Origin of the sequence: Promicromonospora sp. NPDC050262 (assembly GCF_040655935.1) — a bacterium.
Lineage (GTDB): Bacteria > Actinomycetota > Actinomycetes > Actinomycetales > Cellulomonadaceae > Promicromonospora.
The window spans coordinates 157,582-179,798 of record NZ_JBFAKX010000010.1 but is presented as its reverse complement, the minus strand read 5'-3'; the positions used below and the strand labels follow the sequence as shown (position 1 = coordinate 179,798).

The 22,217-nt window shown below is 70.7% G+C and carries 15 protein-coding genes; 8 read left to right on the top strand and 7 right to left on the bottom strand.

Going from position 1 to position 22,217, the window contains the following annotated elements:
- Positions 1-216: 216 nt before the first annotated feature.
- A complete protein-coding gene (hrpA, locus tag AB0I29_RS16750) occupies positions 217-4,716 on the top strand; it encodes an ATP-dependent RNA helicase HrpA (RefSeq protein ID WP_357483473.1) in 4,500 nt (1,499 codons plus the stop codon).
- A 61-nt stretch (positions 4,717-4,777) separates the two neighbouring features.
- Here the strand turns inward: hrpA and AB0I29_RS16745 are convergent, their stop codons facing one another.
- Positions 4,778-7,141 carry a hypothetical protein gene (locus AB0I29_RS16745; RefSeq protein ID WP_357483355.1) on the bottom strand — a complete coding sequence of 788 codons (2,364 nt, stop codon included), beginning with the start codon at positions 7,139-7,141 and terminating at the stop codon, positions 4,778-4,780.
- A gap of 204 nt (positions 7,142-7,345) precedes the next feature.
- Between AB0I29_RS16745 and AB0I29_RS16740 the strand changes: the two genes are divergently transcribed.
- The 3 genes from AB0I29_RS16740 (at position 7,346) to AB0I29_RS16730 (ending at position 9,459) form a co-directional block, all read left to right on the top strand.
- Complete coding sequence (locus AB0I29_RS16740) at positions 7,346-7,543, top strand: PspC domain-containing protein (RefSeq protein ID WP_285100508.1); 198 nt, start codon at positions 7,346-7,348, stop codon at positions 7,541-7,543.
- Positions 7,544-7,680: 137 nt separating this feature from the next.
- A complete protein-coding gene (locus AB0I29_RS16735) occupies positions 7,681-7,869 on the top strand; it encodes a PspC domain-containing protein (RefSeq protein WP_285100509.1) in 189 nt (62 codons plus the stop codon).
- Between the two features lie 150 nt (positions 7,870-8,019).
- Positions 8,020-9,459, top strand: coding sequence for an alpha-amylase family protein (locus AB0I29_RS16730; RefSeq protein ID WP_357483351.1), 1,440 nt, complete (start codon positions 8,020-8,022; stop codon positions 9,457-9,459).
- A gap of 91 nt (positions 9,460-9,550) precedes the next feature.
- On the opposite strand, the gene AB0I29_RS16725 is transcribed toward AB0I29_RS16730, so the two are convergent.
- A complete protein-coding gene (locus AB0I29_RS16725; RefSeq protein ID WP_357483348.1) occupies positions 9,551-12,022 on the bottom strand; it encodes an esterase-like activity of phytase family protein in 2,472 nt (823 codons plus the stop codon).
- A gap of 126 nt (positions 12,023-12,148) precedes the next feature.
- Here AB0I29_RS16725 and AB0I29_RS16720 point away from each other — a divergent pair, with 126 nt between their 5' ends.
- Both AB0I29_RS16720 and AB0I29_RS16715 read left to right on the top strand, forming a co-directional pair.
- Positions 12,149-13,450 carry an MFS transporter gene (locus AB0I29_RS16720; protein ID WP_357483345.1) on the top strand — a complete coding sequence of 434 codons (1,302 nt, stop codon included), beginning with the start codon at positions 12,149-12,151 and terminating at the stop codon, positions 13,448-13,450.
- Between the two features lie 105 nt (positions 13,451-13,555).
- Positions 13,556-13,960, top strand: coding sequence for a hypothetical protein (locus AB0I29_RS16715; RefSeq protein WP_285100513.1), 405 nt, complete (start codon positions 13,556-13,558; stop codon positions 13,958-13,960).
- A gap of 8 nt (positions 13,961-13,968) precedes the next feature.
- Here AB0I29_RS16715 and AB0I29_RS16710 read toward each other — a convergent pair whose 3' ends face one another.
- On the bottom strand, positions 13,969-14,778 hold the full coding sequence (locus tag AB0I29_RS16710; protein WP_357483342.1) for a hypothetical protein: 810 nt from the start codon (positions 14,776-14,778) through the stop codon (positions 13,969-13,971).
- A 96-nt stretch (positions 14,779-14,874) separates the two neighbouring features.
- Here AB0I29_RS16710 and AB0I29_RS16705 point away from each other — a divergent pair, with 96 nt between their 5' ends.
- Positions 14,875-18,150: a DEAD/DEAH box helicase gene (locus tag AB0I29_RS16705; protein ID WP_357483340.1), complete on the top strand. Its 3,276-nt coding sequence runs from the start codon at positions 14,875-14,877 to the stop codon at positions 18,148-18,150.
- 59 nt (positions 18,151-18,209) lie between these two features.
- Positions 18,210-18,932, top strand: coding sequence for a hypothetical protein (locus AB0I29_RS16700; RefSeq protein ID WP_357483337.1), 723 nt, complete (start codon positions 18,210-18,212; stop codon positions 18,930-18,932).
- Between the two features lie 9 nt (positions 18,933-18,941).
- Here the strand turns inward: AB0I29_RS16700 and AB0I29_RS16695 are convergent, their stop codons facing one another.
- From AB0I29_RS16695 to AB0I29_RS16680, 4 genes are all read right to left on the bottom strand, one after another.
- Complete coding sequence (locus tag AB0I29_RS16695) at positions 18,942-19,358, bottom strand: hypothetical protein (protein WP_285100517.1); 417 nt, start codon at positions 19,356-19,358, stop codon at positions 18,942-18,944.
- 76 nt (positions 19,359-19,434) lie between these two features.
- The gene (locus tag AB0I29_RS16690) at positions 19,435-20,046 is read right to left on the bottom strand and encodes a hypothetical protein (protein WP_357483333.1); all 612 of its coding nucleotides are present in this window, start codon (positions 20,044-20,046) and stop codon (positions 19,435-19,437) included.
- 326 nt (positions 20,047-20,372) lie between these two features.
- Positions 20,373-20,840: a hypothetical protein gene (locus tag AB0I29_RS16685; protein ID WP_357483330.1), complete on the bottom strand. Its 468-nt coding sequence runs from the start codon at positions 20,838-20,840 to the stop codon at positions 20,373-20,375.
- A gap of 494 nt (positions 20,841-21,334) precedes the next feature.
- On the bottom strand, positions 21,335-22,000 hold the full coding sequence (locus AB0I29_RS16680) for a hypothetical protein (RefSeq protein WP_357483328.1): 666 nt from the start codon (positions 21,998-22,000) through the stop codon (positions 21,335-21,337).
- Between the last annotated feature and the right edge of the window lie 217 nt (positions 22,001-22,217).

The window sequence follows — 22,217 nt, the reverse complement described above, 5'->3', positions numbered from 1 at the left end:
TTGCCGTTCCTGGGAGAATGGGGCGTTGTGAGTACCGAGCCCTCCTCCACCCCCGTGTCCGACGGCGATCACGGTCGCCCGGGCGGAGGCCGGAACCGTCGGCGCGGCCCGGGCAGGCGGACGGACAACCAGAACCGTCGACCGCGCCGCGCCGGGCCGCAGCGCGTCACCGCCGCGCAGCTCGAGGCAGCGGCCGCCAAGCGCGCCGCCGTCGAGATGCCGCCCATCACCTACCCGGCACAGCTGCCCGTCTCGGCCCGGCGCGAGGACATCGCCGCGGCGATCCGGGACAACCAGGTCGTGATCGTCGCGGGCGAGACCGGCTCGGGCAAGACCACGCAGATCCCCAAGATCGCGCTGGAGCTGGGGCGCGGCCGAACGGGCCAGATCGGCCACACCCAGCCCCGCCGCCTGGCCGCGCGCACCGTCGCGGAGCGCATCGCCGAGGAGCTCGGCACGCAGCTCGGCGGCGTCGTGGGCTACCAGGTGCGGTTCACCGACCAGTCCAGCGACGAGACGCTGGTCAAGGTCATGACCGACGGCATCCTGCTCGCCCAGATCCAGCGCGACCCGCAGCTGCTCGCCTACGACACGATCATCATCGACGAGGCGCACGAGCGGTCCCTCAACATCGACTTCCTGCTCGGCTACCTCTCGCGGCTCCTGCCCCAGCGGCCCGACCTCAAGCTGATCATCACGTCGGCCACCATCGACTCCGAGCGGTTCGCCGGCCACTTCTCCCCCGCGGCCCTGGCCGCGCGGGGCGGCGCGCCCGAGTACGTCACCGACGTGCTGCCGGACCTCGCCCCGATCGTCGAGGTGTCCGGCCGCACGTTCCCGGTCGAGATCCGGTACCGGCCGCTCTCGCCGGACGAGGGTGAGCCGGGTACGGACGGCGACCGGCCGTCGTCGGCCCGCGACTCGGGCGGCCCCAGGAAGAAGGGCAAGGCGCGGGGTGAGGACGAGAAGGACCTCGTCACCGGCATCATCGAGGCCTGCGACGAGCTGATGCGGGAGGGCAGCGGCGACATCCTCGTGTTCCTCTCCGGCGAACGCGAGATCCACGACGCCGCCGACGGCCTCGCCGGCCACCTCAAGGACCGCGCGCGCGACCCGAAGCACCCGCAGCACGTCGAGATCCTGCCGCTGTACGCGCGGCTGTCGAGCGCGGAGCAGCACCGGGTCTTCCAGCAGCACGCCTCACGGCGCATCGTGCTGGCCACCAACGTCGCGGAGACGTCGCTGACCGTCCCGGGCATCCACTACGTCGTGGACCCCGGCACTGCGCGCATCAGCCGCTACTCCAAGCAGACCAAGGTGCAGCGGCTGCCCATCGAGCCGGTGTCGCAGGCGTCCGCCAACCAGCGCAGCGGCCGCTCCGGCCGTGTCGCCGACGGCATCGCGATCCGCCTCTACTCCGAGGAGGACTTCGACGGGCGGCCGGAGTTCACCGAGCCCGAGATCCTGCGCACCTCCCTGGCGTCCGTGCTGCTGCAGATGATCTCGGTCGGCGTGGTCAGCACGCCCGACGACGTCGCCCGGTTCCCCTTCGTCGAGCCGCCGGACACGCGCGCGATCCGCGACGGCGTGCAGCTCCTCACCGAGCTGGGCGCGCTGGAAGTGATCGCCGACGGCGGCCCTGGCGGCAGCAGCATCACACAGCTCACCGAGGTGGGCCGCACGCTCGCGCAGCTCCCGATGGACCCGCGCCTGGCGCGGATGGTCATCGAGGGATCGCGGCACGGCGTCGCCCGCGAGGTCGCGATCGTCGCGGCCGCGCTCTCGATCCAGGACCCCCGCGAGCGCCCCGCCGAGCAGCGCGCGCAGGCGGACCAGCTGCACGCCCGGTTCGCCGACCCGCGCTCCGACTTCCTCACCTATCTCAACCTCTGGGAGTACGTGCGGGAGCAGCAGCACCTGCTGTCCAGCTCCGCGTTCCGGCGGCAGTGCAAGGCCGAGTACCTGAACTTCCTGCGCATCCGCGAGTGGCAGGACGTCGTGGCGCAGCTCCGCGAGATGGCCAAGCCACTGGGCATCGAGATGTCGTTCCAGCCCCGGCACCGGCGTCCGACCGATGCCGCGCCACCGGAATCGGCGGAGGATGCGGTCGAGCCCGCGCCGGCGTCGTACCGGCAGACCTGGGACGACGACACCATCCACCGGTCGCTGCTGGCCGGGCTCCTGTCGCAGCTCGGCATGCAGGACACCGGGGAGGTCAAGGCCTCCGCCGTCGCGCACCTGCGGGGAGCCCAGCGCGAGATCGCGCTGAAGCGGGCGAAGAAGCAGGCGCGCAACGAGTACATCGGCGCCCGCGGGGCGCGGTTCGCGATCTTCCCCGGGTCGCCGCTGTCCAAGAAGCCGCCGGTGTGGATCATGGCGGGCGAGCTGGTGGAGACAAGCCGCCTGTGGGCGCGCGACGTCGCACGGATCCAGCCGGAGTGGGCCGAGGAGCTCGCCGGGCCGCTGGCGAGACGCACCTACTCCGACCCGCACTGGTCCACCAAGCAGGGCGCCGCGATGTGCACCGAGAAGGTGCTGCTGTACGGGGTGCCCATCGTGTCCGACCGCCGCGTGCTCTACGCGAAGGTCGACCCCGAGGCGGCACGCGAGATGTTCGTGCGGCACGCGCTCGTGCAGGGCGAGTGGACCACGCACCACCGGTTCTTCCACGACAACCGCACCCTCCTGGAGGAGGCGGGCGAGCTCGAGGCCCGCTCCCGGCAGCGCGGCCTGGTCGCGGACGAGGACGACCTCTTCGCCTTCTACGACGAGCGCGTCCCCGACTCGGTCGTGTCCGCCGCGCACTTCGACCGCTGGTGGTCGCGGGCGCGCAAGGAGACGCCGGACCTGCTCACCTTCACCATGGAGCAGCTCGTCGGCGACGCCTCCGTCGACACCGCGCAGTTCCCGGAGACCTGGCCGCAGGGCGAGCTCTCCCTGCCGCTCACCTACCAGTTCCAGCCCGGGTCCGACGCCGACGGCGTCACCGTGCACATCCCCGTGGCCGTGCTCGCCCGCGTGGTGCCGGACGGGTTCGACTGGATGGTGCCGGGGCTCCTCGAGGAGCTGACGGTCGCCACCATCAAGTCGCTGCCCAAGACCGTGCGGCGCGAGCTGGTGCCGGCGCCCGACGTGGCGCGCGACGTCGTCGCCTGGCTGCGCGCCGAGACCCCTGCCTGGGAGGACATCGCGCGGGCCGGCGACATGGCCGAGCCGTACACCGTGGCGTTCACCCGGGCCGTGCGCGCGCTGCGGGACGTCGTGGTGCCCCCCGAGGTGTGGGACGACGAGCGGGTCTCACGGCTGCCGCGGCACCTCCGGGTCACGTTCCGCGTGGTCGAGGAGCGCGGGCGGGGGCGGTCGGCGTCTGCTGTGGTGCTGGACGAGTCGAAGGACCTGGTGCTGCTGCAGCGCAAGCTGGCGTCTCGGGCGGAGGCTGCTGTGCGGTCGGCGGTGCGGGGGGCGGTCGGTGCGGCGTTGGCGGAGGCTCGGGCTGCTTCTTCGGCCAGGGCTGGGGCGGGCGCGGACGGCGAAGACTCTCGCGCGGACGCGTTCACGGGCCCCAGAGGGCCCTCCACTTCGGGAACAGATACGTCCGCGCAAGGATCTTCTTCCTCCCCGGGCTCCGTTGGTGCGTCGCCCTCTGTGGTGGGGGCTCGGGGCTCCCGCGGTGGGGTGGGTGGCGGGGGTGTCGACGGGGTTGGTGTCGGCGTGCCTGCTGGTGCTGCTGCTGGTGCGGGTGTTGTTGTCGGGGAGCAGGGTGGGCTGACCTCGTGGCCCTCAGGGCTGCCCGACGGCGGGGTGTTGCCCGGGTCGGTGGCTACCGATGTGGGGGCCGGGGTGGTGGTGCGGGGGTTCCCGGCGCTCGTCGAGGAGGTCGCGCCCAAGGTGAAGGGGCAGGCGCGGACCGTCGGTGTCGCGTTGCGGATCCTGGCCGACGAGAACGCTCAGGCCTCCGCGCATGCCGCCGGTGTGCGCAGGCTTCTGGTGTCGAAGGCAGCGCTCGGGACCGGGCGGATCACGTCACGGTGGACCGGGACGCAGTCGCTGACGCTCGCGGCGTCGCCGTATCCGAGCACCGAGGCGCTCGTGGCGGACCTGCAGCTCGCGGCCGTCGTCTCGCTGACGTCGCCCGCGGACGAGGCGCGGTACGACACGCCCACGGGCGTGCCGGACGCCGCCTCGGTGCGGTCGGCGGCGCAGTACGCGGACGCGCTCGCGTTCGTGCGGCGGCACCTGGAGGACGAGGTGCACCGCGTCGTCGGGCACGTGGTCGCCGCGCTGTCGGCGAGCCGGACGCTCGAGGCGGAGGTCCGCGCGTCGGGCAGCCTCGCCCTGCTCAACGCGCTGCAGGACATCCGCGAGCACCGCGCGAGCCTGATCCACGACGGGTTCGTATCGGCGACGCCGCCGCGGCGGCTGCCGCACCTGGCGCGCTACCTGCGGGCGGACTCGCACCGGCTGACCAAGGCGACGGAGAACCCGGCGCGCGACTCGGACCTCGCCTGGCGGATCGGCGACGTGACCTCCGCCTACGAGAAGGCGCAGGCCACGTACGCCGCGGGCGCCCCCGACGCCGCCCGCGCCGCCGAGCTCGCCGAGGTGCGCTGGATGCTGGAGGAGCTGCGCGTCTCGCTGTTCGCGCAGCAGCTCGGCACGGACGGCCCGGTCAGTGAGAAGCGGATCCGGAAGGTGCTGGCGCCGGGCGGGTGGTGAGGCTCCACGACGGAGGGGCGGGGTGCGGATGTCCGCACCCCGCCCCTCCGTCGTCCGACGCTCAGCGCTTGTAGGCCGCCCGGCCGTAGGCGCTCATCAGCGGGCGCTCGCCCTTCTTGACGAGCACCACCTGCACCGCCGTGTTGCGGTACTTGTACGACTCGGTGCCGGCGCCCGCGCCGTTCTTCGCCCAGCCGAGCCATCCGGTGCCGGCCACGTGGACGCGGTAGTAGATGTCGTACTGCTTGGCCATCTCGCCGGTGAGCCGCATCTTGTACGCGGACGTGCGGTCGGTCCGGTGGTACGTGCCCGCGACCTTGGTGTCACCCACCCAGGACCGCCAGCCGTCGCCCTCGACCTTCGCCGACACCTGGACACCGCCCGAGTACCGCTGGCCGTCCACGTCGACGCGCACGGCGTTCAGGCGCTGCGAGGTGCTGGTGAGCCCGGCGGTCGAGCCGCCGTGAACAGTCGTCTTCCAGCCCGCGGGCCGCAGGTAGGGCTGGACGGTCACCTGGTTCTGGGTCGCCTTGTCGTAGAAGGGCGCGTTCCCCGTGCCCGACGTCGCGGGTGCCTTGCCCTTGGGCAGCACGCGGATCTGGACGTCCTCGACGCCGTAGCCGAATCCGGTCGTTCCCGCGGCCTCTCCGTTCTTGGCCCAGCCGAGCCACCCGTACTTCGGCACGTACACCCGGTACCAGACGTCGTAGAACGGAGCGTGGGGGCCGCCGGGCGTGATCCGGAAGGCCTCGAGACGGCGCTGCTCCCCGATGCTGCCGACGTAGTAGATACCGTTCTTGGCCTTCGGACCGACCCATCCGCGGCCCTGGACGTAACCCTCCGTCTCGAACCAGAAGGCGGCCGGCATCTCGCTCTCGGCGCTGGTCGGTGGCACCAGACCTGTCGTGTACGACTGCGACGACGGGAAGGCGACCAGAGCCTGCGCCGCCCTTCCGCTGCCTGCTCGGCCGGTGCTCTGGCCGTCACTGGCGGTGCAGTAGCAGTAGCTGCTCGACAACGAGGAGCCGACGGGGCTGAGGTCGTAGTTGACGTGCATCCCGTCCCGTGGCTTGACCGTGAACGGTGTCGAGGTGACCGAACGCGGGCTCATGGTGGGCCCCTGTGCCGTGATGCGGACGGAGATGCTGTGTCCGATGTCCGCCGGTGAGCTCAGATACTGCTTGCTCGTCGCGTCCTTGATGGCTGCACCGTTCCGGAGCCACTGGTACGTGTAGGACGCCGGCGTCGGGCTGAAGCCCTGGGCCACAGCCTCGTAGGAGCTGTTGTAGCTGGGGTCGCCGGTGGTACTCGACCAGGTCGACCGGACCGTGGCAGACCCACCGGTGAACGGGCACGACGCGACGCAGACCCGCAGCGTTGTCGTCACGGTCGGAGCGCCGGCGAACTGCTCGTACTCGACACGGAGATCGCGATGGCCCGGGCCGATCTGGCTCTGCCGCAGCACCACGTCCTTGACGCGTGCGTCGAACGTGGTCCGGCCGAGTTGTGTGGCGCCGTCGTACAGCGTTGCCTGCCCCGCCACCGCCACGAGATCGTCCGTGAGAGTGAGGCGGACCGTGACCAGGTCGTCGTCCGGCTGCGTGTCCGTGAGCTTCCGGGCAATGACGGCAGGAGGGACCGTCTCGGCCCGCTCCGGGCGCGCGACGTAGACCTTCAGGCTGGTCGCCACGCCGATGAGCCCCGTTTCGTCGACCTCGGCCACCTTGACCACCTGCTGTCCCGTGGTTGTCGGGACGAATGGGATCACGGCGTGCTCCGTCGCGGGCACGGTGGTCCAGACCGCAGGCTCCGCCGTGTCCTCCGCGGCGTATCCGTACGCGAAGGCGACGGTGTCCGGGGACTGGGGAGCGACGATTGCGAACGCACCGGCCACGCCCACACCTCCTCGGGAGGACCAGGAGGTGTAGACGGTCTCGGCGCCGAGGACCGGGACGACCGACAGCTCGGCGAGGGGGCCACGGCGCAGCAGGAACGTGCACTCAGCCGCGGGGCCGCTCGTCCCGTCCTCGGCCAACACGCTGACACGCAACGTGTTGACGGCGTTGTCGGTGAGGTCATCCGCCCGAATTGACTCCTCCACGACTCGGTCGTAGGTCTCGTACGTGCGGGTGGCGACGACGTCGTCGAGTGCGTCGCGGGCGACCACCATCACACGGCTGACCCCCGCATAGGGCTCGACGTCGAGCTCGGCGGTGAACGGCAGCTCGTCGGAGCCCTGGCGGTCGCGGACGACGGTAACCGGGTCCGCCCCGCAGGCCTGTCCGCCCACCGTGACGCCGGAGAGCGCCGGCAGGTCCGCCGCCGATGCGTTGGCGGGGACAGCAGGGACCAGGACCGAGGACGCGACGAGCGCACCACCGGCGAGCACCGCTGCGGCACGTAGCGCCGCGCCCCGGAGCCTCATGGGAAAGACAGGAACAGCAACAACCACCACGGCCTCCGGTCGTCGATCGAGCGGCCCAAGACTAGGCGTCGTCACAGGCCCGACCGGACCGTTTCGAGGAAAATCACCCGTGCCCGTTCTCAGGGACGCCCGACCCTCGATCAGGGGCAATCTCCGGGGCAGCCCGGATGTCGCCGTGCCCGCGGCACACGTACCGTCGAGAACATGAGCACACAGACCATCTACCGTCCCCGCCAGGGCCGCATGATCGGCGGCGTCTGCGCCGGCATCGCCCGCCGATTCGACTGGAACCCCACCGTGGTTCGGGTCGTCGCCGTCGCCTCGATCCTCATCCCGGGCCCGCAGTTCCTGGCCTACCTCATCTGCTGGGCCGTCATCCCGAACGAGCGTCAGGCCGCTTGACGGCCGCGGGCACAGCCAGGCTCCGCGGGTCACGCGACGGCCCTCAGCCCACCCCGACGATTCCCAGGGCCGGTTCAGGGACGGTCCGGGGGATCACCGGATACCCGGCGGCCGAGCCCCCACGTACCGTCGAAGACATGACCACACAGACACTCTCCCGTCCGCGCCAGGGGCGCATGATCGCCGGTGTCTGCGCCGGCATCGCCCGCCGGTTCGGCTGGGACCCGACGCTCGTCCGGGTCCTCGCCGTCGCCTCGATCTTCATCCCCGGGCCGCAGTTCCTCGCGTACATCGCGTTCTGGATCCTCATGCCCAACGAGGACTGACCCCGCTCAGACCCCGACACGCCCGGCCCGGGTTTTCACCCGGGCCTCTGGCGTGTCGTCGTACGTTTCTGCAAGGCTTGCAGCAAGATCCGGAAACGGCCGTGCAACGCCGCACGCGCCTCAGCCGGGACGCCGCCGCAAGGAGCCGCCATGACGCGCCATCCGAACGTGCCCCGCCGCCTGCTAGCCACCCTGACGACGTTCGCCACCGCACTCACGCTGGGCCTGGTCGCGACCGCCGCCACACCCGCCGCCGAACCGGCCCGGGCCGTGACCCCGGAGCACGGCGACGGGGACGTCATCCTCAACCTGTTCCAGTGGACCTGGGACTCGGTCGCCACGGAGTGCAGGGACGTGATCGGCCCGGCCGGGTTCGGCTACGTGCAGGTCTCCCCGCCGCTGGAGCACATCCGCGGCTCGCAGTGGTGGACGTCGTACCAGCCGGTGAGCTACCGGATCGAGTCGAAGCTGGGGACGCGCGCCGAGTTCGCGAGCATGGTCGCCGCGTGCGACGCCGCCGGGGTGGGCGTGATCGCGGACGCCGTCGTGAACCACATGGCGGGCGCCGGCCAGTCCGGCACCGGCGTGGCGGGCACGCAGTTCTCGGACGACAACTTCGCCGGAACGTACGGCGCGGCCGACTTCAACGACTGCCGCAGCAACATCTCGGACTACACCGACCGCTACCAGGTGCAGAACTGCCGCCTGGTCTCGCTCCAGGACCTGCGCACCGGCTCCGACTACGTGCGGGGCCGGCTCGCCGCCTACTTCGACGACCTCGTGTCCCTCGGCGTCGACGGGTTCCGGATCGACGCCGCGAAGCACATCCCGGCGTCGGACCTCGCGGCGATCAAGGCGCGGATGGGCAACCCGAACGTGTTCTGGGTGCACGAGGTGATCGGCGCGGCCGGCGAGCCGGTTCAACCATCCGAGTACCTGGGCAGCGGCGACTCGCACGAGTTCGACTACGCCCGGCAGCTCAAGCGTGACTTCGACGGGCAGATCAAGAACCTGCGGTTCATCGGCGACGGCAAGCTGCCGTACGACCGGGCGGGCGTGTTCGTGGACAACCACGACACCGAGCGCAACGGCGAGTCGATGAACTACAAGTGGGGCGCCAAGTACGTGCTGGCCAACACGTTCCTGCTGTCGTGGCCGTACGGCTCGCCCACGGTCTACTCGGGCTACGAGTTCTCGAACAACGACGCCGGGGCGCCCGGCGCCACCGACACCACGGTGCCCGACGCGACCTGCGGCTCCGGGCGGTGGACCTGCACACAGCGCTGGACGGAGGTGCGCGGCATGGTCGGCTTCCACAACGAGGTGTCCGGCACCGAGGTCACGAACTGGTGGGACGACGGCGGCAACCTCGTCTCCTACGGCCGCGGCGCCAGGGGCTACGTGGTGCTGAACAACACCGCGTCGGCCGTGCAGCGCTCGTTCCAGACGTCGCTGCCCGCCGGCACGTACTGCGACGTCGTCGCCGCGTCGGACTGCTCGGTGAAGCGGACCGTCGACTCGGGCGGCTGGTTCACGGCCTCGGTCCCCGCGTACGGGGCGCTGGCGATCCACGTGGGCGAGCGCGGCTGACCCCCACACCCCACGACGATCGCTGAGTGCTGGATATTCGCCCTTTTTCGTGTGCCAAAAGGGCGAATACCCAGCACTCAGCGATCACGGCTCAGCGGAAGATCTTGCGGGCGCTGCCCAGGTCGAGGAACACCGTCTCGCCGGTCGCGTCCTGCACGCCGTCGTTGTCGGTCACCGCGTACACGCGGCCGTCACCGCCGATCGTCAGGCCCTCGAGCTTCTCCTGCGTCCAGCCGTTGGTGGCGCGGAGCGCGGGCAGGACGTCGATCGCGAGCCTCTTGCGCAGCACCGGGACGGTGCCCGGGCGCGGGTCGCGCTTCGGCAGGTCCACCGTGTACACGGCCTTGAGCTGCGCCGCAGGGCCGTTGAGCTTGTCCCGCTCGATCACGGCGAGCGTGTCCCGGTCCACGACCGTCACCTCGGACAGGCCCACCCAGTCGCCGTCGGCCGTCGGCTCGGACAGCTCGTAGCCGAACCAGGTCCACTCCCCCGTCGCGACGTCGTACCGCCCGATGCGGGCGTAGCCGCCCACGCCGTCGTCGCTGGTCAGGCCCCGCTGCAGCGCGACGAACAGGTGCTCCCCGTCGCGGTCCACGATGCCGGTCACGCCCTCGACGCCCCACTTGCCGAGGCCGGCGGCGACGTCGTCGGGCAGGCTGACGCGCTCCTGCACGCGGCCCGACGCCGAGACGCGCACCAGCGCGTTCTCCGGCCCGGTCGCTCCCTCGACGCCGAGCCAGAACCCGCCCGCCTTGCCGCGGACCGCCGGCCGTGCCCAGATGCCCTCGGCGTCCAGGCCCACCGGCTCGCCGTTCTCGGTGACGACGATCTCGCGGTCGATCACCGCGGGGCTGCCCTTGGTCCTGACGGAGAGGATCGACGTCGGCGACTTCGCGGCGTCGGTCACGGTCCACAGGCGGTCGCGGGCGGCCGGGTCGGCGGAGAGAGCACCGAGCGCGGTCCAGCCGATCGGCTTCCTCGTACCCTCGGAGGTCTTCGCGTCGGCGGACACGATCGACGGGAAGCCCGCGGCTGAGGAGTGAGCTTGCGAGCCCCGCAAAGCCGCGGCATCGAGCAGAGCTGTGCCTGCGGGTCGGGCGTACCGCTGGCCCTTGCCGAACAGCGAGACCGAGGCGCGGACGCCGTCCTCGGCCGCGTCCTCCTCGGAGGAGACGACGAGCAGGTTCCGCGACGGGACCGGCAGGATCCCCTCCGGGCCGTTCGTCGTGGCCAGCACCTGCACGAACCGCGGCTTGGCCGGCCGCGACACGTCGTACACGGCCACGAAGTTGGACCGCTCGGAGCCGACGAACGCGTAGCGGACGCCGTCGAGCGTCGCGACCGCGAGGCCCTCGATCTCCACACCCTTCTTGCCGGCGCGGTCCTCGTTGTGCAGGCCGACGCGAACGGCGAGCTCCTCCACGGAGGACCCCGCGTCCCAGACGACGTCGCCGGTCGCGGCCTCGAAGACCGACCAGCCGCGCGTCCCGCCCTTCCAGTCGCCCTCGTTCGCAGTGGCGACGTGCTCGTCGTCGATCCAGCCGATCGCGTCTGGCTCGCGCGGTGCTGCCTCGACCGAGCCGGTCTGGTCGATCGCCCCGTCGTCCTCGGAGTCCACGCCCTCCAGGGCGACGTCGCCCGCCGAGAACACGTTCTCGAGCTCGCCCGACTCGACGTCGAGCACGGCGACGCCGTTGTTCTCCTGCAGCGTCACCGCGACCTTGGTGTCGGACGGGTTGATCGAGATGTACTCGGGCTCCGGGTCCTGCGGGGTGTCCAGGCCCGCGGCCGCGAGCGCCGCCTGGTCGAGCGTGACCGGCCGGACCTGCCAGGCCGCGGGGTCGGTGCCCGGCAGGTCGACGAACTGCAGGAACCCGGCGGGGGCCTGCGGCAGGTCGCCCTCCTCGCCGTCGCCCGTGTCGGGCAGGGCGTCCTCGTCGCGCTGGTTCTCCATCGCGATGACGGCGTGGGCGCCGTCGTCCGTCACGGCGATCGAGTCGGGCTGACCGCCCAGGTCGATCGAGCGCACCAAGGTGCGCGTCGCGAGGTCGACGACGTCGAGGCGGCCGGACGGCGCGGTGAACGACGTCGAGCTGTCGACCACGACGAGCACGTGATCCCTGACGACGGCGACCGACGTCGGCTCGTCGTGCTCCGAGCCGAGCTCCGCGAGCGACAGGCTGCCGAGCCCTCGCGGCTTCGCGGGGTCGCTGATGTCGACGAACCCGATGCGGCGCGCTGCGGCGTCGGTGTGGACGAGGGTCCTGCCGTCCTCGCTGACCGCGGAGATCTCGGCGACCGTCGCGGCGGCGGGATCGGTGCCCGCGGGGACGTTCTGGAAGACGGGGTAGGTGGCGAGGCGGTGGAAGGTCTCGCGTGCGCCGGTCCGGCCGAAGGCGGTCGTGCCGGTCCAGGCCGGGCCGGAGCCGGCGGCGTCGACGCCGCTCGTTCGGGCGCCCGTCGAGACCTGCTGGCCGGCGGCGAAGGCCGGGAACGTGCTCAGACCGAGCGCGAGGACCGCGCCGGAAGCGATGAAGGCCGCGTGGCGGCGGTGAAGGGACACGCTGGGCACCGTCGCGCGATGCGGTGTCGGTGGGAGGACGCCGGGCTGGCGCGCGGGTGTCGCGCAGGTGAACATCCGGACGCCCGGACCAGGTGGTACCCGAGCCCCGCCGTTAGGCTCGACGGCGTGACCGTCCTTGCCGAGCTACGTGCGCTGCTGCGCCTTCCCGGGTTCCGCAAGCTGTTCGCGGTGCGCCTCGTGTCCCAGGCAGGCGACGGCATGTTCCAGGTGGGACTCGCCAACCTCCTGTTCTTCAGCCCGGAGTCACAGGGTTCGGCGGCCTCGATCGCCGGAGCGTTCGCGGTGATGCTGGCGCCGTTCACGATCGTGGGCCCGTTCGCCGGCGTGTTCCTGGACCGGTGGCAGCGACGCCAGGTCCTCGTGTACGGCAACGCGGTGCGTGTGCTGATCACCGGCACGATGGCGGTGCTCATGCTCACGCAGGGCGTCACGCCGGCGATCTACGTGCTGGGCCTCGCCGCACTGAGCGTCAACCGGTTCCTGCTCGCCGGCCTCTCGGCGGGTCTGCCGCGGGTGGTGCAGGGCGACCTGCTGCTCACGGCCAACGCCCTCACCCCGACGCTCGGCGCGGGTGCGGCCTTCCTCGGCGGCGGCCTGAGCTTCCTGCTCGGCCTCGCGATGCCGGCCGGCCGGGTCCACGACGCGATCGCGCTGGCCTGCGCGTGCGTCGTCATGGGGTGCGCCTCGCTGCTCGGACTGCGGATGTCGCGCACGCTGCTGGGTCCGGTGGAGCCCGCCGTCGGCTCGATCCGCAACGAGATCGTGGTCGTGGCCCGCGGCCTGGTCGACGGCGCCCGCTACCTGGCCGCGCGCCGCACCCCCGGCCAGGCGCTGCTCGTCATGGCGCTGCACCGCTTCCTGTACGGGGTGGTGTTCATCGCGTCGATCCTGATGTCCCGCAACCTGCTCGCCGACCCCGGCGACCCGACCGCCGGCCTCGCGACCTTCGCGACCGTGATCGCCGCGACCGGCGTCGGGGGCGGGCTCGCGATCCTGCTCACCGCCGTCCTGGCCCGGCGCATGGCCCCGCAGTCCTGGATCGCCGTGATGCTCCTGGTCGCGGGCTTGTCGCAGCTCGTCCTCGTGCCCCAGCCGGGCTTCGCCACGGTGATCACCGCCGCCGGGCTGCTCGGCCTCGCGGCGCAGGGTGCCAAGATCGCCGTCGACACCATCGTGCAGCGCGACTCCGAGGACGCCTTCCGCGGCCGAGCGTTCGCCTTCTACGACGTGCTCTACAACGCCGCCTTCGTGGGTGCCGCTGCCCTCGCGGCCTTCCTCGTGCCCGACGCCGGATGGTCGCCCGGGCTCTTCGTCGCCCTCTCCCTGGGGTACGTCGCGGCCGCGCTCCTGTTCGGGATGCGCGGCACTCGCACGGCGGCGCTGGCGCGGCAACCGGTAAGCGGGTGAATTTGTGGATGAGGTCCGGTCTTTTGAGGCGAACATGCCTGTTTTGCCGGTCGAACGGTGCAAGGATTGAGACTAGTTACCTACAGGGACTGGAGGTTCTAGTTCATGTCCGACGCACCCGCCGTCACACCGACGCCAACCTGGGGAGAGGTGTTCCCCTGGTTCCGTGAGGTCATGGCCGAAGACGACGCTTGGTACGTCGGCAAGGTCGACGACAAGACCGATGTCGGCGTCGCACGCCTGGCGGACGCCGCGGTGACGCGGCTCAAGCCGCTCCCCGTCGGCCGGCTCTACCCCGCAGTGCGGCGGGTCGAGCGGCTCGACGACCTGACCTGGCCCAAGCACCGGTTGCTCAACGCGCTGCACCGCGGCGGCTGCTTCACCGGGGACGATCTGTCGTACATGGTGATCGCCGAGATGCTCTCGTGGGAGTCGGTCGGTCCGATCATCGTCAAGCAGATCCTTGAGGTCGTGGCGCTGGAAGAGATCAGGGTCAGCTCCGCGAAGTAGTACACGTTCTATGCCTTGACGGTGGCCGGATCAGGGGTAACGGCCACCGCCAGGCGCCGGGCCGCGACGACGGCGCACGGCACGGCGGCCAGCATCAGCACCCCCTGCAGGATCTGCACCACGGCATACCCGGCGCCCAGCACGCCGAAGGAGCCGGCAGCGGCCAGGAGGCCGAGCACGGCGACCACCGCCGCCAGCAGCGCACCGATCCGGCGCGTCGTCGGCGACGCCCATCCGCACAGCGCGGCGGCCGCGACGACGAGCAGGCCCAGCGCCGCGCCCAGGAGCAGCGAACCGACCATCCCCGGCAGCAGGCTCCCGTAGGAAACCACCGAGACGACTGGGAGCAGCACGCTCGTCCACAGGGTGTGGATGACGGCCCCGACCAGGACGACGACCACGCCGGCCCGGCGAGCCGTCCCCGGGTCGCGCAGGAGCAGGGCGAGCAGCGCCCCCGTCGCCACCACGAGCAGCACGAAGATCTCGGCCAGGGTGCCCAGGATCAGGTCGGGCCGGGCGCCGAGCACGAGCTGCACCACCGCCGTGCCCATCTGGAACAGCAGGTGCGCACCGACCACGACCACGGCTCCGACCAGGAGCCGCCGGGCCCGGAGCGCCGCCGATCCCAGCGCCAGCAGGACCGTCCCGGCCGTCGCCGCGTTCTCCACGACGAAGACCGTGTTGTTCAGGGTGAACCCGAGGTCGAGCTCGGTGCCGGGCAGCGCCAGGCGCAGCGGCACGGCCGTCCACGCCGCGACGGTGAGCGCGAGGATGCTGAGCGCGGCGGGCCGTCGGCCGGCGTCGGGCAAGGGGTTCATGCGGACACCTTCCCAGAGACCACTGACACTCCGTGATGTGCGGCACGCTGTGGATAACTCGGCCTGGCGGTCCGTGCGCCGTGGAACCATGGACGGGTGCCCACGCCGATCCCCGCCCCGCGCATCCTCCCCGCGGCCATCAGGCTGCTGGTGGGCAGCGGCGCGTTCCAGCGTGGCGAGGACTACCAGCAGCAGGGCCGGGTCATCTCGTGGGAGTGGCTGCCGGACGACCTGCTGCTCATCTCGTGGGTGCGCGGCAGCGGCCGCAGCACGTACTCGTGCTCCGTCGAGTTCAAGGCAGACCCGCCCGGTCCGCCTGTCGTCGTCGGCTCGGACTGCACCTGCCCGGTCCGGTCCGCCTGCAAGCACGTGGCGGCGACGCTCCTCGAGTCCGGGACGGACGGTCTGGCCTCGATGGTCCGGCCCGCCTCGTCGCTGAGCCGGGCCCCGCAGGTCCCGGAATGGAAGGCCATCGTGCAGCAGCTCGTGCCGGCGGCCCCGGTGGTGGTACCAGCAGGTTCTTCGGCGACCGACGCGGAGACCACGCTGGCGCTGCAGCTCCGGATCGACGGTTCCGCCGCCGCACACACCCTGTCCCTGTCGATGCGGCCGGTGCAGCGCAACGACCGGGGAGCGTGGGTCGGCGGCAACGCCTCGTGGAGCTACATCCGCAACGGTTTCCTCCGCGGCGTCGACCCCGCCGTCCGCGAGTGGTTCACCACGCTCGACGCCCTCCGCGCCACGAGCCCGCGCGGCTACGGGTACCTCAGCACGGGCGACTGGATCAGCCTGGACGACGTGCTGCCCCGCCCGTTCTGGCACCACCTCGCCGACGCCGCAGAGCTCGGGATCGAGCTCGTCGGCAAGTCGAGGCGGGAGTCGGTGCGCCTGGCCCACGAGGCGTCCGTCGCGCTGGACCTCTCCCTGCCCGGCGGCGGCGCACGCCTCGAGCGCACCGTCGCCTTCGACGGCGTGGTCACGGGCACGGCAGCGGTCGGTCCGCTCGGCCACCACGGCCTGTTCGCGGTGGAGGAGTCCTCCTCGGGACGCACCATCACCCTGGGCCCGACGGCGGCGCCGCTCACCGACCAGGAGCGCGCCGCGGTGCACCTGGCCGACGTCGCGATCCCGGCCGACGCGGTCGACGAGTTCCTCGCGGACTACCTGCCGCTCCTGCGCCGTGAGGTTAGGGTCCGGGCGGACGCGGGTGTCGAGCTGCCGGAGCTCCCCCGCCCGGAGCTCGTCGTGTCCGTCGAGGCGGTCTCGGCGGCGGAGGTCCGGGTGGCGTGGCGGTGGGCCTATCCGCCGTCGGACAAGGAGTACCCGCTGACGACGGCGCTGGAGCCGGGCTCCGACCTGCGCGATCTCGCGGCGGAGGCCGCGACCCTCGGCCGGGCCGTGGCCGCGGTGCGCGAGGTGCCCGGCTTCGGCCACTTCCGGGTGGCGCCCGAGGTGTTCCGCGGGCTGCGGGCGATGGACTTCGCCACCATGGTGCTGCCCGTGCTCCGGACCCTGCCGGACGTCCGGGTTGAGAGCGACGAGCTGCCCGAGTACCGCGGCCTGGAGGCCACGCCCGTCGTCAGCATGCGGGCCACCGACAGCGGCGACATGGACTGGTTCGAGCTGGGCGTCACTGTCACGGTCAACGGGCGCGATATCCCGTTCGGGTCGCTGTTCGACGCCCTGGCCCGCAACCAGAAGCGGTTCATGCTGACCGACGGCACCTGGCTGCGTACCGACCTGCCGGTGTTCGCGCAGCTCCGGGCCCTGATCGAGGAGGCACAGCGGCTCTCCGACCAGCCCGGCAAGCTGCGGATCAGCCGGTTCAACGCCGGTCTGTGGGCCGAGCTGGAGGACGTCGCCGACTTCGTCGAGCAGTCCGACCGGTGGCGGCGCTCGGTGAGCGACCTGGTCGCGCTGACCGCCGACGGCGTCGACGGGCCGGAGCCCCTGCCGCCGCCCGTCGGGCTGAAGGCCGAGCTGCGGCCGTACCAGCAGCACGGGTTCGAGTGGCTCACCTTCCTGTGGCGGCACGGGCTGGGCGGGATCCTCGCCGACGACATGGGCCTGGGCAAGACCATCCAGACCCTCGCCTTCGTCGCCCAGGCCCGCCAGGAGGGTGCCCGGCCGCCGTTCCTCGTGGTCGCGCCGGCGTCGGTGGTGAGCAACTGGGCCGCCGAGGCCGCGCGATTCACGCCGGACCTCAAGGTGGTGACGCTCCCGACGACCGCGCGGAAGGCCGGCACGTCGGTGGCGGACGTCGCCGCGGGGGCGGACGTCGTCGTGACGTCGTACGCGATCTTCCGGCTGGACTTCGACGCGTTCGCCGAGGTCGGGTGGAGCGGCCTGATCCTCGACGAGGCGCAGTTCGCGAAGAACCACCAGACGCGCGCCAACGAGTCGGCGCGCCGGCTGCGGACGCCGTTCAAGCTGGCCATCACCGGCACGCCCATGGAGAACAACCTCATGGAGCTCTGGGCGATGCTCGCGATCGTCGCGCCGGGGCTGTACGGCTCGGCGATGAAGTTCCGGGAGGACTACGTCAAACCGGTCGCGGGCGAGGGCGACTCGAGGCCGCTGCTGAACCGGCTCCGCCGTCGGATCAAGCCGCTCATGCTGCGCCGGACCAAGAGCCAGGTGGCGCCCGAGCTGCCTGAACGGCAGGAGCAGGTGCTCCGGGTCACCCTCGATCCCCGGCACCGCCGGATCTACGACACCCACCTGCAGCGCGAGCGGTCCCGCCTGCTGGGTCTGCTGGACAGCTTCGACGAGAATCGCGTGGCGGTGTTCCGCGCGCTGACGACCCTGCGGCGGCTGGCGTTGGACGCCTCGCTGGTGGACCCGGAGTACGAGGGTGTCGGGTCGGCCAAGCTGGACCTGCTCGCCGAGCAGCTGGCGGAGGTCGCGGCGGAGGGGCACCGCGCGCTCGTGTTCTCCCAGTTCACGTCGTTCCTGACCAAGGCGGCCGAGGTGTGCCAGGAGCTGGGGATCCCGTACGAGTACCTGGACGGGTCCACCCGGCGGAGGCCGGAGGTGATCGGCCGGTTCAAGGACGGGTCGGCGCCGGTCTTCCTGATCAGCCTCAAGGCCGGCGGGTTCGGGCTGAACCTGACGGAGGCGGACTACGTCTACCTCCTCGATCCGTGGTGGAACCCGGCCACGGAGGCGCAGGCGATCGACCGGACGCACCGCATCGGGCAGACGCAGAACGTGATGGTGTTCCGGCTGGTCTCCGAGAACACGATCGAGGACAAGGTGATGGCGCTCAAGGAGCGCAAGGCCCGGCTGTTCGACGCGGTGCTGAGCGACGACGCGGGCGCGTTCGCCGGCGCGCTGGGGGCGGAGGACATCCGCGGGCTGCTGGAGGGCTGAGACCCTGCTGCTCGTCGAGCGGTCCTGCCCGGCGGTCCCCGGCCGGTACGTTTGCCCCCGTGACTCCCGTTGCCGACCTGATCGGGGCTGTCGCCAGCCTCCTGTGGCCCCTGCTCGTCATCGTCGTGCTGCTGGTGTTCGGCCGGCAGCTCCTGTCGAAGCTGCGCAACTCCGACGACGTCACGCTGGAGATCGGCGGACAGCGGCTCAACCTCAAGCAGGCGACGGACCAGCAGTCGGACATGATCACCGATCTGCAGCACGAGGTGGCGCTGCTGAAGCGGCAGCTGGACGGCGTCCTGCCGAACCCCGAGGCCGAGACCATCGAGCAGTTCCAGGCCGCGACACCGCGCTCCGACGAGACCGCCTGGACGTCGCAGGAGCAGGAGCGACAGGTCTCGGTCCCCGTTAACCTCCCGATCCTCTGGGTCGACGACCACCCCGAGAACAATGCGATGGTCGCGGAATCATGGCGGCGCGATGGCGCCGAGGTCGACACCGCGCGCTCGACGGCTGAAGCGATGCGTCTCCTCGCCGGTCGCCGGTACGGCATGGTGATCTCGGACATGGGCCGGCACGAGTCCGGCGTCGACGTGTCTGACGCCGGACTCCGCCTTCTCGCCAAGGTCCGCGCGGCGGACGCTCACCTGCCGTTCGTTCTCTACGGGAACGTCGAACCGGTCGCGGAGGCGGCGCGGGCAGCCGGCGCGACCCTGGTGACGGGCTCGACGTTCGAGCTGGTCGACTACGCGAGCAAGGTGGGAATGCTCCAGGGCGTCTGACGCCCGAGGTCAGCTCGCGGTCTTGGTGGAACGGTTCCGGGTCGACGCGAGCGCCCACGCGACGAGCACCGGCTGACCGAGGAGCCGCAGCGCGCGCTTGCGGTCGGTGTTCAGCCCGAAACCGTCCCGACGCCCGGCGTACTGCGCCACGTTCCCGGGGAAGACCGCGACGAAGAACGCGGCGGCCAGCGCTCCCAGCCGCCGTCGGGCCGGCTGCTTCCAGGTAGCCACCAGGGCGGTGCCAAGGCCGATCTCGACGATGCCGGACCCGACCACGACGGTGTCGGGGTCGGCCGGGAACCAGCTGGGTACCTGGGCCTGGAACTCCTTGCGGGCCGTGGTCAGGTGAGCGATGCCGGCCGTGAGGAGAGCAGCGCCGAGAGCTACCTGGCCGATGCCGCGGAGGACGGAGGTGGTGGATGCCATGGAGTCCATCCTGGACTCCACGCGACGACCGGGCATCCCACATGGAGGATGCCTGGTCGCGGCGTTCGTCGGATCCTCAGCGTACGAAGTAGAGCGTCTTGACGTGCACGTCCTTCGAACTTGTGGCGACGAACCGCACCTTCACGGCCTTCACCGTGGCCGACGACGTGGTGAGCGTCGTCCACTTCGTACCGCTCGTCGCCGAGTGCGCGTTGATCGTGCCCAGGTACTCCGTCCCCGCGTACACCTTCATCGACCCGTAGCCGGGCCCGGTCTGCACCTTCACCCGCACGGAGCGCACGGCGACATTCCTCGTGGTCGACGCCGGCCCCCTGTCGTAGACGGTAAATTCCCAGATTCCGTTGTTGGCGCCATCGATGTGGCCCGTCCCGTTCATGAAGGGCGCGTTGACGCACCGCCAAGGTGACCAGGCGCTCACGTTCCCTACGGTGTCCTTGGCTCGCACCCCCGCGCACGCCTGATCGCCTGGGTCGAGGAAGTTCTCCATGCTCCGGGCCGTCTTCCACGGGTAGGTCGACGGCGTGGACGGCAGCCGGCCGAACATGCCCGCCGTCCGCTCCTGAACCTGGTAGGCAGCTACGGTCTGGTCGTCCGACGCCGCGTACGTGAGTTGGGGGGTCCACTTGAGCAGCCCGCTCGGGATCGGTGCGAGCCAACGCGTGGACATCTCGACCGTGGTGAACTTCGGTGCGACGCCGTCGACGTATGTGCAGCAGCTGCCTGGTGTGTGGGCACCAGGCCCACCGCGAGCAACGTCGCCGCCGCCAGGGATGCCATCCAGACGGTCGCGCCACGGCCGAACGGGCGCGCGAGAGCCTCGGCAGAAACCATGGGTGTGTGTCCTCCACTGGGCCGCTGGCTCAGGTCGTAGGGCGGCTTCACGAGGACTGTATCGGCGGCAAAGGCCAGATCAGAGGGCAATAGTGGGGATGGTGGGGTAAACTATGCGCCCCCCCTACGGTGGGCGGCGCATAGTTTCGGAACGTTGGTGCCTCAGTTCCGGAGGATCGCCTGGAGCTCGCCGATCCGGATCTGCGTGGTGTTGCTCTGTGGAGGCACGTCTATCTGTCCGGACTGGTTCCCACCCTGCCACTGGACCGACCAGTACGCGGTTCCCGTGAGCGTCAGGCTGCCGGGAGTGCTGTTCAGATCGGCCCCGAATCCACAGGTGGGTGACGGCTCTGCGCTGTTCCGACCGTCATATGGCGTCCCAGCTGCGTTGGCACCGTCACAAGCAATGGCACCAATGGTGGTTCCGTTCGCATCTGTGAGCGTCCACTCGACTCGATTCAACGTCCCGGTCGCGCTGACGGTCAGGCCACCGTCGCTCGCGGTCCGCGTGATCGGGCCAATCGTATTTTCTGCGCGATTGGCTATCCACAACCAGATGGGCAGGCCTACAGCGCCGACCGAGCTCCCGTCCTGGATGGATGCCGGTGGGGTGGAGCCGATCTGGCCCATCGCGAGTTGCATCGTTGCGACAGCCCGTCGCGCGAGTTCCTCGGCTGACGGGCCGACTGGTGCGGGCGCATCTGGCGACCAATAGAAAGAGTGGCCCGGGCAATCGGTCAAGTCACCGCCTGCCTGTGCGCAAGCATAGGGAGTGCACTCAAGGATATACCCATCATCATTGCCTTCCCACGCACCAGACCCCCGCTCGGGCTGAGGACTCGCGACACGCACATAACACCGACCGTCCCAGGCCCCATACGGGCCACTACACGGAATATTCTGAGCGCCGTAATGGCACTCCCGGGGATTTCCGCCGCTATCATCACCACCGCCGCCTTCATCACCTCCCCCAGCGCCCCCCTCCTCCTCACATGGGAGTGTGAAGGTTCCGTCCGGATTGACGATGGGCTCACAGTTCTCGTCGGCCGCGGCGGCAGGAGTAAACAACATCAGAGCGAGAGACAGCACTCCCAGAGCCGAAAAGTATCGAGCGACTATTCGCATCAGCATGCCTGTTCCGGGTGCGGGGTTTGCTCATTGACTGTCCACACGCTCGCCGGCCCTTGATGGCGCATGAGATAGTCGAACATGTAGCGGGTCGGCGCACCTTTTTCACGCTCAAGTTCGGTTCCGTCAGCGGAGAAATTGGCCACGTCTCTAAAATCAACGCACGCCCTCAACTCCACCGACTCGAATCCTGCATCGTCGGCCGTGTACTTTGTGACCTCCACTCGTTCGACGCCCGCTTCACCTGTGGTGTATTGACCGCCTGCCTCAAGTCCTGAATAGACGCCACCAATCGACGACCAGATTCGGGGATTCCCATAGAAACTGTCTAAAGTCGTGTCCCAGTCCTTGTACCCGTTGTTCGCCACCTGGGCCGTCGTCTCGTAGTACTCCGTCAGCCGCGCCTTCGCGTCCGCGATGTTCTTGGCCTTGATCTGCTCCGGCGTCGTCGGAGACGCGGACGGCTCCGGGGCCGGCGTCGCGGAAGGACTCGCGGAAGCCGACGCCGAGGGGGACGATGATCCCGGCCCGGGGATCGCACCCTGGACCGTCTCCGGCTCGAACACTCCCGACCGCACGACTGCGAACGCCGCCACCGCAATGACTGCGACCCCGATGAGGACGGCGATGGTGCGCTTGGGCGTGATGGCGGACGAGACCATCGGCGACTCCCTCAACTTCGGGCACAACTCAGTGAACACGGCCGGAACAAGGGTGCGCTACATCCGTCTTCCCGGCAAGGCGCCTCCGTGATAATTCACAACATCTCGCCAACACAGGGCAAGCACGAGCCACAGACTTGCCATGCCTCAACCTCGGCGGAAGGGTCACTCATGCCGATTCGTTGCGTATATGCAACTCGGGTGGCGAATGTTGTAA

Coding starts and splice junctions, on each gene's coding strand:
- hrpA (WP_357483473.1), top strand. CDS start 217: ATGCCGCCCATCACCTACCCGGCACAGCTGCCCGTCTCGGCCCGGCGC.
- AB0I29_RS16745 (WP_357483355.1), bottom strand. CDS start 7,141: ATGAGGCTCCGGGGCGCGGCGCTACGTGCCGCAGCGGTGCTCGCCGGT.
- AB0I29_RS16740 (WP_285100508.1), top strand. CDS start 7,346: ATGAGCACACAGACCATCTACCGTCCCCGCCAGGGCCGCATGATCGGC.
- AB0I29_RS16735 (WP_285100509.1), top strand. CDS start 7,681: ATGACCACACAGACACTCTCCCGTCCGCGCCAGGGGCGCATGATCGCC.
- AB0I29_RS16730 (WP_357483351.1), top strand. CDS start 8,020: ATGACGCGCCATCCGAACGTGCCCCGCCGCCTGCTAGCCACCCTGACG.
- AB0I29_RS16715 (WP_285100513.1), top strand. CDS start 13,556: ATGTCCGACGCACCCGCCGTCACACCGACGCCAACCTGGGGAGAGGTG.
- AB0I29_RS16710 (WP_357483342.1), bottom strand. CDS start 14,778: ATGAACCCCTTGCCCGACGCCGGCCGACGGCCCGCCGCGCTCAGCATC.
- AB0I29_RS16695 (WP_285100517.1), bottom strand. CDS start 19,358: ATGGCATCCACCACCTCCGTCCTCCGCGGCATCGGCCAGGTAGCTCTC.
- AB0I29_RS16690 (WP_357483333.1), bottom strand. CDS start 20,046: ATGTCCACGCGTTGGCTCGCACCGATCCCGAGCGGGCTGCTCAAGTGG.
- AB0I29_RS16685 (WP_357483330.1), bottom strand. CDS start 20,840: ATGGGCCAGATCGGCTCCACCCCACCGGCATCCATCCAGGACGGGAGC.
- AB0I29_RS16680 (WP_357483328.1), bottom strand. CDS start 22,000: ATGGTCTCGTCCGCCATCACGCCCAAGCGCACCATCGCCGTCCTCATC.